General features: G+C 59.7%; 13 protein-coding genes and 1 other annotated feature. Of the genes, 7 read left to right on the forward strand and 6 right to left on the reverse strand.

Features of this window, described 5'->3' with window-relative positions; all coding sequences use genetic code 11:
* Window positions 1-50: 50 nt before the first annotated feature.
* Window positions 51-272, forward strand: coding sequence for an AbrB/MazE/SpoVT family DNA-binding domain-containing protein (locus tag FHW37_RS07600; protein ID WP_145634583.1), 222 nt, complete (start codon window positions 51-53; stop codon window positions 270-272).
* The gene (locus FHW37_RS07605) at window positions 269-658 is read left to right on the forward strand and encodes a type II toxin-antitoxin system death-on-curing family toxin (RefSeq protein ID WP_145634585.1); all 390 of its coding nucleotides are present in this window, start codon (window positions 269-271) and stop codon (window positions 656-658) included. Before FHW37_RS07600 ends, FHW37_RS07605 begins: the two co-directional genes overlap by 4 nt.
* Here the strand turns inward: FHW37_RS07605 and parC are convergent, their stop codons facing one another.
* Window positions 659-2941 carry a DNA topoisomerase IV subunit A gene (gene parC, locus FHW37_RS07610; protein ID WP_145634587.1) on the reverse strand — a complete coding sequence of 761 codons (2283 nt, stop codon included), beginning with the start codon at window positions 2939-2941 and terminating at the stop codon, window positions 659-661.
* 282 nt (window positions 2942-3223) lie between these two features.
* On the opposite strand from parC, the gene FHW37_RS07615 reads away from it, so the two are divergent.
* Window positions 3224-4414 (forward strand): hypothetical protein, encoded by a 1191-nt coding sequence (locus FHW37_RS07615; protein ID WP_145634591.1) that lies wholly within the window; start codon window positions 3224-3226, stop codon window positions 4412-4414.
* A 74-nt stretch (window positions 4415-4488) separates the two neighbouring features.
* Here FHW37_RS07615 and FHW37_RS07620 read toward each other — a convergent pair whose 3' ends face one another.
* Together FHW37_RS07620 and FHW37_RS07625 are read right to left on the reverse strand one after the other, a co-directional pair.
* Entirely contained in the window at window positions 4489-5976 is a 1488-nt protein-coding gene (locus FHW37_RS07620) for a SulP family inorganic anion transporter (RefSeq protein ID WP_145634593.1), read from the reverse strand.
* Window positions 5977-6062: 86 nt separating this feature from the next.
* Window positions 6063-6120 (reverse strand) — a sequence feature (sul1 is cis-regulatory element that is thought to sense ions involved in sulfur or methionine metabolism; They are found in Alphaproteobacteria).
* Between the two features lie 546 nt (window positions 6121-6666).
* Window positions 6667-6987, reverse strand: coding sequence for a DUF1236 domain-containing protein (locus FHW37_RS07625; protein ID WP_145634596.1), 321 nt, complete (start codon window positions 6985-6987; stop codon window positions 6667-6669).
* A 228-nt stretch (window positions 6988-7215) separates the two neighbouring features.
* Here FHW37_RS07625 and FHW37_RS07630 point away from each other — a divergent pair, with 228 nt between their 5' ends.
* Window positions 7216-8631, forward strand: coding sequence for a cytochrome P450 (locus FHW37_RS07630; protein ID WP_145634598.1), 1416 nt, complete (start codon window positions 7216-7218; stop codon window positions 8629-8631).
* 7 nt (window positions 8632-8638) lie between these two features.
* Window positions 8639-9643: a lysophospholipid acyltransferase family protein gene (locus FHW37_RS07635; protein WP_145634600.1), complete on the forward strand. Its 1005-nt coding sequence runs from the start codon at window positions 8639-8641 to the stop codon at window positions 9641-9643.
* Between the two features lie 25 nt (window positions 9644-9668).
* Here FHW37_RS07635 and FHW37_RS07640 read toward each other — a convergent pair whose 3' ends face one another.
* The 3 genes from FHW37_RS07640 to FHW37_RS07650 form a co-directional block, all read right to left on the reverse strand.
* Window positions 9669-9848, reverse strand: a complete 180-nt coding sequence (locus FHW37_RS07640) for a hypothetical protein (protein WP_145634603.1) — start codon at window positions 9846-9848, stop codon at window positions 9669-9671.
* Between the two features lie 135 nt (window positions 9849-9983).
* A complete protein-coding gene (gene aspS, locus FHW37_RS07645) occupies window positions 9984-11774 on the reverse strand; it encodes an aspartate--tRNA ligase (protein WP_145634605.1) in 1791 nt (596 codons plus the stop codon).
* A 202-nt stretch (window positions 11775-11976) separates the two neighbouring features.
* Window positions 11977-12888: a DMT family transporter gene (locus FHW37_RS07650; protein WP_145634608.1), complete on the reverse strand. Its 912-nt coding sequence runs from the start codon at window positions 12886-12888 to the stop codon at window positions 11977-11979.
* Window positions 12889-13029: 141 nt separating this feature from the next.
* Between FHW37_RS07650 and FHW37_RS07655 the strand changes: the two genes are divergently transcribed.
* Together FHW37_RS07655 and FHW37_RS07660 are read left to right on the forward strand one after the other, a co-directional pair.
* Window positions 13030-13632: a TetR/AcrR family transcriptional regulator gene (locus tag FHW37_RS07655; protein ID WP_145634610.1), complete on the forward strand. Its 603-nt coding sequence runs from the start codon at window positions 13030-13032 to the stop codon at window positions 13630-13632.
* Window positions 13633-13758: 126 nt separating this feature from the next.
* Window positions 13759-14997: an MFS transporter gene (locus FHW37_RS07660; RefSeq protein ID WP_145634612.1), complete on the forward strand. Its 1239-nt coding sequence runs from the start codon at window positions 13759-13761 to the stop codon at window positions 14995-14997.
* The last annotated feature ends 58 nt before the right edge of the window (window positions 14998-15055 follow it).

Here is a 15055-nt window from a genome sequence, read left to right on the forward strand (position 1 = left end):
TAGCCAGTTTTCGCTCATGCTATAACTTGGCTATACGATAGGGGCAGGCCATGAACGTCACGATACGTAAAATCGGCAATTCCGAAGGCATTATTATCCCCAAGGAAGTTCTAGATCGCATGGGCTTGAAAGAAGGCGATACGCTTCAGGTTCTGGAGGAGAACGGGAGTATTGCTCTCGTGCCAGAGCAGGCCGAACTCTCAGAGCAGCTTAAAGCCGCTCGCCTCGGTATGGAAAAATATAAAGTTGCCCTGAGAGAACTCGCGAAATGACAGCCATTAAGTGGCTGTCACGTTCGTCCATTGAGATTATTCATTCCGAGCAAATTGCAGAGCACGGCGGCTTGTCTGGCCTTAAAGACGTCAATGCTTTGGAAGCAGCGCTGGCCCGTCCTATTCACAAGCACACCTACGGAGAAAACGATCTTTTCGTACTTGCTGCCGCCTATCTTTATGGCTTAACTCGCAACCATCCGTTTTCCGACGGCAATAAACGCATTGGCTATCTTGCTGCATTTACGTTCCTACTGATCAACGGCTACCTGATAGAGGCGAGCCAGAGGCAGATCGTTAACCTAGTCCTTGCCGTAGCCGCCGGCGAGGTCGACGAGGAAGGTGCGACGCACCTTCTGCGCGACCACACCATCCCCTATCCATAATCACCCCGCAAACTTCCCGCTTCTCGGAAAGCCCTTCGGCACGGTACGGCCAGCCGAGGCACGGTCGCCCATCCATTCCAGCAGCTCGTCCTTGTTGCGGGTGAAGGCGCGACCGGCGCTGTCTTCCCAGGAAAGGCCCGTTTCCATCGCAAAGCACTTGATGTCGGAAATGCCGCCATCCTTGTAGCGTTGCAGGCGCACGCCCTTGCCACGGCTCATTTCCGGCAGCTGGGCGAGCGGGAAGACGACCATCTTGCGGTTTTCGCCAACGACGGCGACATGATCGCCCGAGACCTGCACGACGAGCTTGGCCTCGTCCGGCATGGAGACGTTCATCACCTGCTTGCCCTTGCGGGTATTGGCGACCATGTCCGTCTCGCCGACGATAAAACCGTAACCGGAGGTCGAGGCGATAATGACCTTGCGGGATGCGTCATGCACGAAGGCGGTCAGCACGTCCTGGTCGTTTTCCATATCGACCATGATGCGGATCGGTTCGCCATGGCCGCGGCCGCCGGGCAGCTTGTCGGCGCCGAGCGTATAGGCCTTGCCGCCGGTCGTGACGAGCAGCAGCTTGTCGGTCGTCTGCGCCGGGAAGGCCAGTTTCGGTCCGTCGCCTTCCTTGAAGGTCAGGCCCGACGTATCGGCGACATGGCCCTTCAGCGCACGGATCCAGCCCTTTTGCGAGATGACGACGGTGATCGGTTCCTTTTCGATCATCGCCTGGTTGATCGCCTCGATATCGGCATCCGGCGCATCGGCAAAGGTCGTCAGGCGGGCAAAAGGCTTGCCCCTGCCCTTGGCGAAGGTTTTGCGGACGTCCTGGATCTCGTGCTCGATCACCTTCCACTGCTTGTCGTCGGAGGCGAGCAGCGATTCGATATCGGCCTTTTCCTTGCTCAATTCGTCGAATTCCTTGCGGATCTCGAACTCTTCCAGCTTGCGCAAATTGCGCAGACGCATGTTGAGGATAGCCTCGGCCTGCGTGTCGGTCAGCGACCAGCGCGCGATCATGACCGGCTTCGGCTCGTCCTCCTCGCGGATGATGCGGATCACCTCGTCGAGATTGAGATAGGCGATCAGGAGGCCGCCGAGGATATCGAGGCGGCGGTCGATCGCGGCCAGACGGAAGCGCGAGCGGCGGATCAGAACGTCACGGCGATGGCTGAGCCATTCGACCAGAACCTCGTTCAGTGCCATCACTTTCGGCACCTTGCCCATGGACAGCACGTTCATGTTGAGCGGGAAACGGGTTTCCAGCTCGCTCAGCTTGAACAGCGATTCCATCAGCAGCGTCGCATCGACGGTGCGGTTCTTCGGCACCAGAACGACGCGCACGTCTTCGGCAGATTCATCGCGGACGTCTTCGAGAAGCGGCAGCTTGCGGGCCAGAAGCAGCTCGGCGATCTTTTCGATCAGCCGCGATTTTTGAACCTGATAGGGAATTTCGGTGACGACGATCTGGTAACCGCCGCGGCCGAGATCCTCGATCTGCCAGCGGGCGCGAACGCGAAAACCGCCGCGGCCGGTCTTGTAGGCCTCGATCATCTGCTGGCGGCTGTCGATGATGATGCCGCCTGTCGGGAAGTCCGGCCCTTCGATGCCACCCTTGGCCGGATTGGCCGGATCGGCCATCAGATCCTCGACCGTCGCCTGCGGGTTCTTGATGAGGAGAAGCGCGGCGTCGCAAAGTTCATGCACGTTATGCGGCGCGATGGACGTCGCCATGCCGACGGCGATACCGGACGTGCCGTTCGCCAGAAGGTTCGGGAAGGCACCGGGCATGACGACCGGTTCTTCGTCTTCCTCGTTATAGGTCGGGCGGAAATCGACGGCGTCCTGATCGATACCTTCGAGCAGCAGCGCCGCGACATCGGTCATGCGCGCTTCGGTGTAACGATAGGCGGCGGCGCCATCGCCGTCGATATTGCCGAAATTGCCCTGGCCATCGACGATCGGATAACGCTGCGAAAAGTCCTGGGCGAGACGCACCAGCGCGTCATAGACCGACTGGTCGCCATGCGGGTGGAATTTACCGATGACGTCACCGACGATACGGGCGCATTTCTTGAAGGCCGAATTCGGCCTTATGCCCATTTCGCTCATCGCGTGGATGATACGGCGATGCACCGGCTTCAGGCCGTCGCGGACGTCCGGAAGCGCGCGGTGCATGATGGTCGACAGCGCATAGGCAAGGTAGCGCTCTTCCAGCGCTGCCTTGAGGTCGACTGGCAGAATATGGTCATCGCCGCCGTCAGAGGGCGGATTTACAGTTTTTCCCATGGGACTGCCCTAGCGGAAATGCGGATTTGCGGCAAGAAAGCCGGGCAAACCGCCTGTGGATTAAGAGATTTTGCACTCCAAGGACAGTTTGGCTGCGCGTAATCATTCCGCCGCAATCTTGTCTTCACAGAAGGGCTTTAGGGGCGACGTTTGGGAGTTGCGTAACTCTGTCAGCGTTTTACTGCAGGACCCCATAGACGTTTGGTATTCGCCGCCTATAACTCTTGCCTTGATTAGGCATTCATCGGTTTTGCGGGCAAGATCTGCCCGCCAGGAGGAAAAATGACGCACTATTCCACCAAGGCCCGGCTTCTTATCGCCGGTACGGCGCTTTCGGTCTTCGCCAGCCCGGCTTTCGCGCTGGATGGTCAGGACCTCCTGAAGAAGATCAATGCCGCCATGGCCGTTCAGGGTGGTAAGCTGACGGCGGAGTCGATCGACATCAGCGGTTCGACCGTGACCCTTAAGGGCACGCGCGTCAGCCCCGTCGCGACGCCGGAAGAACTGACGATCGGCACCGTTACCATGGATGGTGTCGAGGAAGATGCGGGCGGTTATTCGATCGATAAGGTCACCTTCCCCAATATCAACGCCTCCAGCGAAGGCACGACGGTGACTGCCACCGATCTGACTCTGAGCGGCGTCACCGTTCCGGCGGATGCCACGACCGCATCGCTGGATTCGCTTCTCATCTATGAAAAGGCGCATTCGGGTCCGGTGAATGTCAGCGTCGGCGGCAAGACGATTTTCGCGATCGCCGAAACCAATGCCACGACCGATGTCGCCGATGACGATACCAGCCTCGATTTCGCCTTCGACATGACCGGCATCAAGGCCGATCTCAGCATCGTCGATGACGCCCAGTCGAAGGAAGCGATCAACGCGCTCGGCCTGACCTCGCTCGATGGCAAGATCACCATGAAGGGCAGCTGGACGCAGAATGACGGCACGGTCGATGTCGAGGAATATGCGATCGACTTCGACAAGGTCGGCAGCCTCAACCTCGCCTTCAGCCTGTCGGGCTACACGATCGACTTCATCAAGTCGGCGCAAGAAACCGCCAAGGCGATGGAAGCCAATGCCAACAAGGAAGAGGCCCAGCAGGCCGCCAACCTTGCCATGCTCGGCCTGATGCAGCGCCTGACCTTCAACAGCGCCCAGATCCGTTTCGAGGATGACGGCATCACCACCAAGGCACTCGATTACGCCGGCAAGACGCAGAACACGACCGGTCCGCAGATGGCCCAGATGATCAAGGCGATGACGCCGCTGGTGCTGGCCCAGTACAATGTGCCGGAACTGCAGAACATGCTGAGCCAGGCCGTCAACAGCTTCCTCGACAAGCCGGAAAGCTTCACCGTCGATGCCGAGCCGAAGAACCCGGTCCCCTTCCCGATGCTGATGGGCGCCGCAATGGGCGCCCCGAACACGCTGCCGCAGGTTCTCGGCGTCAAGGTTTCCGCAAACGACTGATCGTTTCGCAGACTGATTCAAAAAGCCCCGGCAAGCGATTGCCGAGGCTTTTGTTTTGGAGACGATTTTGAACGTCAGTGACCTGTCGGAGCAGACAGGGAAGCATGCTCCTTGTCGTGCAGGGCGAAGCGGTCGATCATACTGGCGCTTGCCTCATTTGCGCCCCTCACCTCGACCGAAACTCCACGGCGGCGGAATTTCAGGACGACCTGATCAAGCGCGCCGATGGCCGAGATATCCCAGAGGTGCGCATTGCCGACATCGATCGTGACCCGCTCGACCGGCTCGGCGAAATCGAAGGCGGAGAGAAAGTTTTCGACGGAGGCAAAGAAGATCTGCCCCTCGACCAGATAGTGCCTCTCCTTGCCATCCGAAGACAGGTTTGAAGAAACCCGGAACAGACGGGCGACCTTTCCGGCGAAGAAGACGCCGGAGAGAAGCACGCCGACGATGACGCCCTTGGAGAGATCCTGGGTGGCAAGCACGGTGCCGACCGTTGCCAGCATGACGATCGAAGATGTGCCGGGATGGCGTTTCAGATCGACGATCGATTTCCACGAAAACGTGCCGATCGACACCATGATCATGACAGCGACAAGCGCCGCCACCGGCACGACGCGCAGGACATCATCAAGAACGAGAAGCAGCACGAGAAGGAAGGCGCCGGCAATGAAGGTCGAGAGACGGCCACGGCCACCCGAAGTGACGTTGATCACCGACTGGCCGATCATCGCGCAGCCGCCCATGCCGCCGAACAGGGCGGCGACGATATTGCCTGCCCCCTGCCCGGCGCATTCCTGGCTCTTACTGCTCGTCGTATCGGTCATCTCATCGACGATCTGCGCCGTCAGCAGCGATTCCAGCAGACCGACAGCGGCGAGCGCGACAGAATAGGGAAAGATGATCCGCAGCGTCTCGAAGGTCAGGGGCACATCCGGCCAAGCGAAGGCCGGCAGCGTCGTCGGCATCTCGCCGAGATCTGCGACAGTCGGCACATGGATGCCGAAGCCGAGCGCGATCAGGGTCACGACGACGATCGCCACCAGGGGCGAAGGGATCGCCTTGGTCAGATAGGGAAAGAGATAGATGACAGCGAGTGCCACGGCGATCAGCAGATAGGTGACTTCAGGCACATGGATGAGCTGTGGCAGCTGGGCCATGAAGATCAGGATCGCCAGCGAATTGACGAAGCCGGTCATGACCGATTTCGAGACGAAACGCATCAACCGGCTGAGCTTCAGCATGCCCGCAATGATCTGCAGGATGCCCATCAGGATGGTTGCGGCAAACAGATATTGGATGCCGTGGTCGCGGACCAACGGCCCCATCAGGACGGCGGTGGAGGCGGTGGCCGCCGAAATCATCGCCGGACGCCCGCCGGTGATCGCGGTGACACAGGCAATCGCTACGGAAGCGAAGAGGCCGACCTTGGGATCGACACCGGCGATGACGGAAAAGCCGACGGCTTCGGGGATCAGGGCGAGCGCCACGACGATGCCGGAGAGAATGTCAGCGCGAATGTTGGGAAACCATTCGCGGCGATAGGTGGAAAAAGCGTTCATGGGTTTTGGATTTTTCGCAAAAGGGAACGCATCCGCCGGGAAGAAATCCTGGTGTGATTTTCGTCTTGAAAAAGGCTGATGCTTTGCGTTGTCCGGCGGATCGGCGGCCGGAAGAGCCACCCGGGAGTTTCACCCGAGTCCTTGTGGTGGGAAAGCTATAGCGGGGAATAACGAGACTGGCAAATGCCGGGATTGCCGATGCAATTTTTGCGTTTATCATGGTCCGCATAAAACATCGGGGGCTGTGATGAATGAGATTGCAAGGAGAACTTTGGTTAATAACGAGCGACTGAAATTACTGGCGACATTCGTGAATGGAATTGGGATAGCGACATTTGCCGTAGGAGGACTTACCCCATGATATCGAGCCTATAGGGCACCAACGGCATCTCAAAAGCCGTCTTGCTAACAAGCTCGATTTGTATTTTGGGCGCCTTCGCAATACATTATGTTGGAAGTCTATTTCTCAGGAGGCTCGTATCATGAACACATTGCAAATTGCGTCGATGCTGTTGATGCCGGTTTCCGGACTCGCGTTCGCCTTGGTGGCCCTCTACATTGTCAACCGCAAGTTCGGCCACGATCACCGCGACTGAGCCATTCTTGCAAATCGACATGAATTGGCCGGCACTCTATTGTTGGCGCCGGCCTTAAAGCTCCATGATATCTGCTTAAGCGCAACCGCGTCGGTCACTCCAGAACCTGGATCACCGTATGGGTCTGCGGATCTACGATCACGCGGCGCTCATTGACGACGGTATAGCCGTAATTGTCGTACCCCTGGACCGGACGTACCTCGACAGTATCCGGCAGGACGCGGCCGACAAGGACATCGCCTTCGTAAGGCACCGATTCGACCTGCTGTTCCATCACATAGGTGCGGACCTGACCGGGCATGACCACGGTGGAATTGGTCACCGTCGGATCCTGGGTGATGACCATGGTCTGGGCCATTGCGGTGCCCGAAAGGGCCATGAGGGCGGCCGAGGCAGCCAGAACGATCTTGCGCATAGTGCTTCTCCCTTAGGTTTCTGCTGGGTGGTAAACACAAGCGGCAGGATATGGTTCCGTTTCCTCCTCTGCCTTCGTTGTGCGCTGCATCATGGCTTTCATTCCCGTGGCCCGATGCAGCTTGACGAAACGGCGCCTGCGGGCGATGACAGTTTTGACCTGCCTTCGGGCAGCAAGGGGTGTCGATGACTGCGGGGGCGCAGGCATCGCTTGAGATGGTGAAACTGCATGTTGTCCTGGCTTGCTCCGCCAATCGATACGATCGAACGGCTGGACACGAGCGCGCAGAGCTTCGAGCCGGCGCGTACCGATTATTACAAAGGCAAGCCCGGGCGGCAGGTGCAGCGCCTGCTGACCGCGCGCAAGGATTTTCTGGCCGTCTGGCGGGCAGCCGATTACCAGCAGAAGGTCTCGGGCCTCAAAATCTTCGGGCGGCAGGTGGTCACGGTCAACTCACCTGAAGCGATCAAGTATGTCGTGGCGACCCGCCATGACAATTTCGAGCGCAAGACGCCGCAGATGCGCCGGGCGCTGGAATATCTGCTGGGCGACGGCCTGTTCATTTCCGATGGCGAGACCTGGAAGAACCGGCGTCCGCTGGTCTCCGATATCGTCCACAAGAACCGCGTGCCGGCCTTCGGCTCGATCATGACCGACACGTCGCTCGAGCTGGTCAAGCGCTGGGAGACGCTCGGCGAAGGCGCGTCCGTCAACGCGCTTTACGAAATGGCTGGTCTCACGGCGGAAATCATCTCGCGCAGCGTGTTCGGCAACGATCTTGGCGAAGATGCTGCCAATGCCGTCACCGAAGGGTTCACCAGCTATCAGTCGCTGATCGACAGTATCAATATCGGCTATTTCCTCGGTTTCGACGAAGGCCTGCCGCAGTTGCGCACGCCGTCGCTGCGCCGCTCGGTCAAGCGCATCCACCAGATCATCGACCGGGTCATCGAAGACCATCTCGCCGGCAAGGGCGACGACAATTCCATGGTCGAGCTCCTGATCCGCCGGCAGGCCCGCAATCCGGAACTGAAGCTCGACGTGGTGGCGCTGCGCAACGAGGCCGCGACCATCTTCATGGCCGGCCACGAGACGACGGCCGCGACGCTGACATGGGCCTGGTATCTCCTCTCCCGCGCACCATGGATCGAGGAAGCCGTGCATGCGGAAATCGAGGCAGTCTGCGGCTCCAACCCGCCAACGGTCGACGACGTGCCGAAGCTGAAATGGTGTTCGGCCGTGATCGAGGAAACGCTTCGGCTCTATCCGCCGGTGCCGATCCTGGCACGGCAGGCGAAGGAGGCGGACAAGGTCGGCAATCTCGAGGTGGAACGCGCCTCGCTGCTGCTGATCGTGCCGTGGATCCTGCACCGCACCGCTTCGCTGTTCGACCGCCCGCATGAATTCCGCCCGGAGCGGTTCATGGAAGGCAAGAGGCCTATCCCCTACAGCTATATTCCATTTGCGGCAGGCCCCCGCGTCTGCCCCGGCCTGCAGTTCGGACTGACCGAAGCGATCCTCTGCCTTGCCGTCATCGCCCAGCGTTTTCGCGTACGCGTCAGGGAAGATCACAAGGTTGAACCGGTCTGCCGGCTGACGCTCAGACCGCGCGGCGGCCTGCCCGTGACCCTGCACAAGCGCTGAGACACGGATGGCAGAGCCCGAATCGAAAGAGATACCGCTGCGCAAGCGAAAAGCCTGGATGTTTTCGCAGAGCGAGGCACCGAGGCTTTCCGCCCTGTTCGAAAGCCCGGAAGGCCGGAAGAAATTCTGGCGCTACTGGGTGAAGGACAATCTCGTCAACGGTATCGATCTTGCCGTCCATTTCGGCCTCAAGCTGATCCCGATGGATGCGGCCTCGAATTTCGGCGCCTGGCTCGGCCCCTTTGCCCTGCCCCGTTTCCACAAGACCGCGATCAGGCGCGGCCGGGCGACACTCGCCCGCCTTCTGCCGGAAAAAAGCGAAGCCGAACGCGACGCCATTCTCTATCGCAACTGGCAGGCACAGGGCCGGCTGATGACGGAGTTTTCCGCGATCAACCGGCTGCGCGGCCATATGGACCGGATCCAGCTGCACAATTTCGAGCGTCTCAGGGATACGGCCAAGGCCGGACCTGTGGTCGTCGTCGGCATGCATCTCGGCAATTGGGAAATCGGACCGCTGATCCTCAGCACCGCGGGCCTGCAGCCCAACATCAATTACATCCCACCATCCGGCCGTGCCAAAGCCTGGATTTCGCGTCGCGTTCGCCTGAAGGCCGGCGTCGCCTTCCTGCCTCCGGGGCATCAGGGCACCCGCGCCTCCGTCAAGGTTTTGAAGGATGGCGGCATGGTCTCGATGTTCTGCGACGAAGGTGTTTCCGGAAAGATCCGCGGCCCCCTTTTCGGCCGGGCGCCGCATCAGGAAGGCAATCTCGCCGTCGCCGTGCGGCTGGCGCGGATGACGGGTGCAAAAATCTGCCCCTGGTACAATCTGCGCGGCAAAGGTTTTCGCTTCGACGCCTACTTTCTGCCGCCGATCGAGCTGCCGCCGGAAGACAAGCCGGGCGCCCGGCTGGCCGAGGATATTCTGATGCTGAACGGCGTGATCGAGCCGGTTATCTCGGCGCATCTCGACCAGTGGTATTTTCTGGATAACAGCCTGCCGGAGGGGTGATCGCTACTCCGCAGCAAATTCGTCCTTAAGTGGACGGTGGCTGCTGTCGGCGCTCGGCCTTCACATATTTGGCGATAACCGTAGCCAGTTCTTCTTCGCTTGCGAATTCGCAACGATCAGCCTCAGCCAAACCAGCTTCAATCTCGGCAATCTGCGAGAGATTTATCGCGGTCTCTTCAGCGACCTGTGCGGTAAAATCAACCATCGGCATCGCTTTCGTTAGGACATCACGATTAGCGGTGAACGAATGCCTTTCGTCAAGATTTCTCGAGTCAGAACAGCGCGCACAAAAAAGCCCGGATCGCTCCGGGCCTTTTCAATCTCATTCCACCAAAGACCCTCAGTCCTTCTTCTGCGGCGGCATGACGCGCAGGGAGAGCTCCATCAGCTGCTTCGGCGTTGCCGGCGAAGGTGCGTTCATCAGAAGATCCTGTGCCTGCTGGTTCATCGGGAACAGGGTGATTTCGCGCAGGTTCTTGGCGCCGAGCAGGAGCATGACGACGCGGTCGATGCCGAAGGCGCAGCCGCCGTGCGGAGGGGCGCCGTACTGGAAGGCACGGTACATGCCGCCAAAACGTTCTTCCACGTCCGTCTGGCTGAGGCCGACCAGTTCGAAGGCCTTGACCATGGCTTCCGGCGACTGGTTACGGATGGAGCCCGAGGCAATTTCGAAACCGTTGCAGACCGCGTCGTACTGATAGGCCTTGAGCGACAGCGGATCCTGGGTCTGTAGCGCTTCGAGACCGCCCTGCGGCATCGAGAAGGGGTTGTGGGCGAAGTCGATCTTCTTGTCTTCCTCGCTCCATTCGTAGAACGGGAAGTCGATGATCCAGCACAGTTCGAACCGGTCGCGATCGACGAGGTTGAGGTCTTCGCCGGCCTTGGTGCGGGCTTCGCCTGCAAACTTGTAGAACTTTGCCGGTTCGCCGGCGACGAAGAAGGCGGCATCGCCGGCTTCAAGGCCGAGCTGGACGCGGAGCGCTTCGGTGCGCTCTTCGCCAATGTTCTTGGCGAGCGGACCGGAACCACCGACCTTGCCGTCTTCTTCCTTCCAGAAGATGTAGCCGAGGCCCGGCTGGCCGAGCGACTGCGCCCAGGCGTTCATGCGGTCGCAGAATGCGCGGGAGCCGCCGGTCTTGGCCGGGATCGCCCAGACTTCGACCTTCGGGTTGGACGCGATCATGCCGGCAAACACCTTGAAGCCGGAGCCGGCAAAGTGGTCGGTGACGGCCTGCATCTCGATCGGGTTGCGCAGGTCCGGCTTGTCGGAACCGTATTTGCGGATCGCGACGTCATAAGGAATGCGCGGCCAGTCCTTGGTGACCGGCTTGCCTTCGGCGAACTGCTCAAAGACCGAGGTCATGATCGGGGCCATCGTATCCCAGACGTCTTCCTGGGTGACGAAGCTCATTTCCAGGTCGAGCTGGTAGAATTCGCCCGGCAGACGGTCGGCACGCGGGTCTTCGTCGCGGAAGCAGGGTGCGATCTGGAAGTAACGGTCGAAACCGGCCACCATCAGCAGCTGCTTGTACTGCTGCGGCGCCTGCGGCAGGGCGAAGAATGTACCGGGATGGATACGGCTCGGCACGAGGAAGTCGCGCGCGCCTTCCGGCGAGGACGCCGTCAGGATCGGGGTCGTGTATTCGCCGAAACCGGCAGAGGTCATACGGTTGCGGATGTCGGAAATGATCTGGCTGCGCTTGACGATGTTCTTGTGCAGCGTTTCGCGGCGCAGGTCGAGGAAGCGATATTTCAGGCGGATGTCTTCCGGGTAATCAGGCTCGCCGAAGACCGGCAGCGGCAGTTCCTTCGCTTCGGACAGGATCTCGATATCCTGGGCGTAAAGTTCGATCTCGCCGGTCGCCATGTTCTTGTTGACGGTGTCTTCCGAACGCGCCTTGACGACACCGTCGATACGGATGACCCATTCGCCGCGAACGGTTTCGGCAGCCTTGAAGGCCGGGCTATCTGGATCGGCAACGACCTGGGTCATGCCGTAATGGTCGCGCAGGTCGATGAAGAGAACGCCGCCATGATCTCGGACACGGTGAACCCAGCCGGAAATACGGACATTGGAGCCGACATCCGACTTGCGGAGGGCTGCACAGGTGTGGCTGCGGTAACGATGCATTGTCTGATCCTGGACTGGTGCTTTTACGGTCTGTCGGCCTCGCGAAGCATGGCCGGCCGATATCATGGAAAATCGGCGCGAAAAGCGCACGGGTGCTCCGATTTGTCAAGGCTTTCGCGGCCAAGGGCACAGGTAAGGATACGCGCAGACGGGCTCGAAGGACAGGACCCGAAGTTGTGCATGCCCGGCAGTTGCGCGTCTCTCAGCCCTCGATCGCTCCTGCCGCGGCCAGCGGAAGGTTTTGGCTTTTCTTCGACATGCGGCGCATTCCGACGGCAAGCGCAACACCGCTGACGACGATCAGCACGCCTCCGGCTACGACCGGCAGAGGCGGCACATCGGCAAAGAACAGGAAACCGAACAGGCACGCCCAACCAAGGCTCGAATATTCAATCGGCCCGACAAGGGAGGCCGGTGCAAAGCGGCAGGCTTCTACGAAAAACAGCTGGGCCAGATAGATCTGTATGCCGAGCGCCAGCATCAGTCCCCAGTCATAGAGGCTCGAGGGCATCTGCCATGTTGCAAAGCCGACGCTGAGCGCCATGAAGACAAGACTGTTGGTGAAGAGCTGCACATCCGAGCTTTCGCGGGCGCCGCTCTTGCGGGTGAATACGACCGTGAGAGCCCAGAACAGCGCGGCTCCGAGCGAAAGTAGTGCTGCAAGCAGATCCGTATCGGCACCGGGATTGGCGGCGATTGCCGTTCCCACCAGACCGAGGATCACGGCAACCCAGTGGAGGCCATGGATTTTCTCGCCGAGCACGACGATCGACAGGAGCACAATCATCAGCGGCGCGGCGGAATAAAGCGTCGTCACATCGGCAAGCGGCATTCTGTTCGCAGCCACGTAGAAGAAATAGGCGCAGAGAAATTGCAGCACGCCGCGGATCGCCGTCGGAAGCTTGTAGGGGCTAGCTACGAAACCCCGGACCGTTGCAGCCCTGCCAATACCGAGCGTGATCAGGAACATGACGAGGCTGCGCAGAAAGATCAGCTGCCAGATCGAATAGCCGGTGCCGAGCCATTTCATCGTCGCATAATGCAGCGAATAGGTGGCGTAACTGGCAAGCGCCAGGACGATGCCCAAAACTTTCCGGTCGGCAAAATGGCTCATCTCAACGGTCTTCCCTGCGACGGCTTGCGAAAACCACCCCGTGCCAGCCGATCACGAGGCGATCCGCATCGAGCACGCGGCCATTGGCGCGCGGGGCGGACGATGGTATGACTAGCCACTAGTTAACTGGTCTACTATCCCATGTCCGACAAAAATAATCCGACCCGACAGAAGCTGATCGCAGAGGGGCTGAAATCGATGATCGTCAACGGATTTGACGGTATCGGGCTCAATGCGATCCTCGACGCTGCGGGCGTGCCGAAGGGTTCCTTCTATTACTTCTTCAAGAGCAAGGAGGCGTTTGCCGGCGCCATTCTTGAAGAGTATGAGCGGGTCTATGTCGACCTGCGCAATGATATTCTCGGCGATCTGTCGCATAGCCCGCTTCAGCGGCTTAGAAACTATTTTGACGAGGTCGAGCGGATCCACCGAGCCGAAACGCCACTCGGCGGCTGTCTCTATGGCGTGTTGAGCCAGACGGCCGCGACGCGCAGCCCGGAATTCAAGGCCAAGCTGGCGCAAGTGTTTTTCCGTTGGGAGACACAGTTGGGTGGCCTGCTGGAAGAAGCCCGTTCCGCAGGCGAAATCGATCCGGCGCTCGATACGAAAGAGGCTGCGGCTTTTCTGATCGATGCCTATGAGGGAATGCTGGTGCGGATGAAGGTTGACGGCGAAGGTGATGCCTTCGATCGCTTCCGCCGTTTTGCCTTCGGTGCGCTTGCGACAAGAAAACAGGCCTCCTGATCACGATCATCGCGCGCAAATCGCAGAGCGTGACCATATCGCGTCGCTTCTGGCCTGTCGCAGCCCTGCCAGTCAGGATAGAGATTCGGCAAAGAGAAACATTGCGAATCCCCTCGCCGGTTGCAGATGAGCCATATCCGTCCCCTCATTCCCCTCCTCGTCACCGCGGGCATCCTGATCGGCGGCAACGGGCTGCAGGGAACCTATATCGCGCTCAAGGGATCGGCAGAGGGATTTTCACCTTCGACAATCGGCATGATCGGCGCCGGCTACAGCATCGGCTTCGCCATCGGCTGCATTTATATCGCGAGGCTGCTGCGGGAGATCGGGCATATCCGCGCCTTTGCAGCGCTTGCGGCCATCAACGCCTCGGCTTCGATCGGCATGTCGATGGTGATCGATCCCTTCTTCTGGCTGGCAATGCGCTTTCTGACCGGGATCACGATTGCGGGCCTGTTTGCGGCGGTCGAAAGCTGGATCAATTCCAAGGTCACCAATGCCAACCGCGCCCGGACTTTGTCGATCTATCGTTTCGTCGACCTGGGTTCGGTGACGGTCGCCCAGTATATCATCCCGACCGTCGGCATAGACGGGCCGATCATCTTCAATCTCATCACGATCGCCCTCACGCTCTCGCTCGTGCCGATCTCGCTTGCCGACAAATCCAATCCAGAGCCACCCGAATCGATTTCCTTCGACCTCAGGGCCGTCTGGAACATCTCGCCGCTGGCCGTAGTCGGCGTTATCGCAGTCGGGCTTTCGATGGCCGCCTTCCGCAATATCGGGCCGCTCTATGCCAAGGATATCGGCATGAGCATCACCTCGATCGCCACCTTCATGAGCGCCGGCATTATCGGCGGTGTCGTGCTGCAATATCCGCTCGGCGTCTATTCAGACAGGCTCGACCGGCGCAAGGTGATCCTCTGGACGACCGTCGGCTCGATCATCAGCGGTGCCTACATGTCCTTTGGCGCTGGCACGAACGAGACAGCCAATATCGTCAGCGTCTTCCTGTTCGGCGCTTTTTCGATGCCGCTCTATTCGCTCTGTTCGGCCCATGCGAACGATTACGCCAAGCCCGGCCAGCATGCGCTGGTTTCCGCAGGCCTTCTGTTCTTCTGGTCGGCGGGTGCGATTGTCGGACCGCTTCTCGCTTCCGTCCTGCTGCAATATTACGGCGCTCGGGCCTTCTTCCTCTATACGTCCTTCATCTTTGCCGGGTTCCTGATCTTCACACTGCGGCGCATGCGGGCGCGGCCCTCGGTACCGCCGGCACAGCGCACCTCACGCTTTCACGCGCTTCTTCGAACCTCCGCCTATTTCAACAGATTGGCGGCACCGGCCGATAAAGATGAGAGAAAATAGTCAGGAAAGCCCGGTAGTTATTGACATATGCGGCCGGAAGGGAAAGGAAGGTTGATCA

This window comes from Neorhizobium alkalisoli (genome assembly GCF_007829835.1).
GTDB lineage: Bacteria > Pseudomonadota > Alphaproteobacteria > Rhizobiales > Rhizobiaceae > Neorhizobium.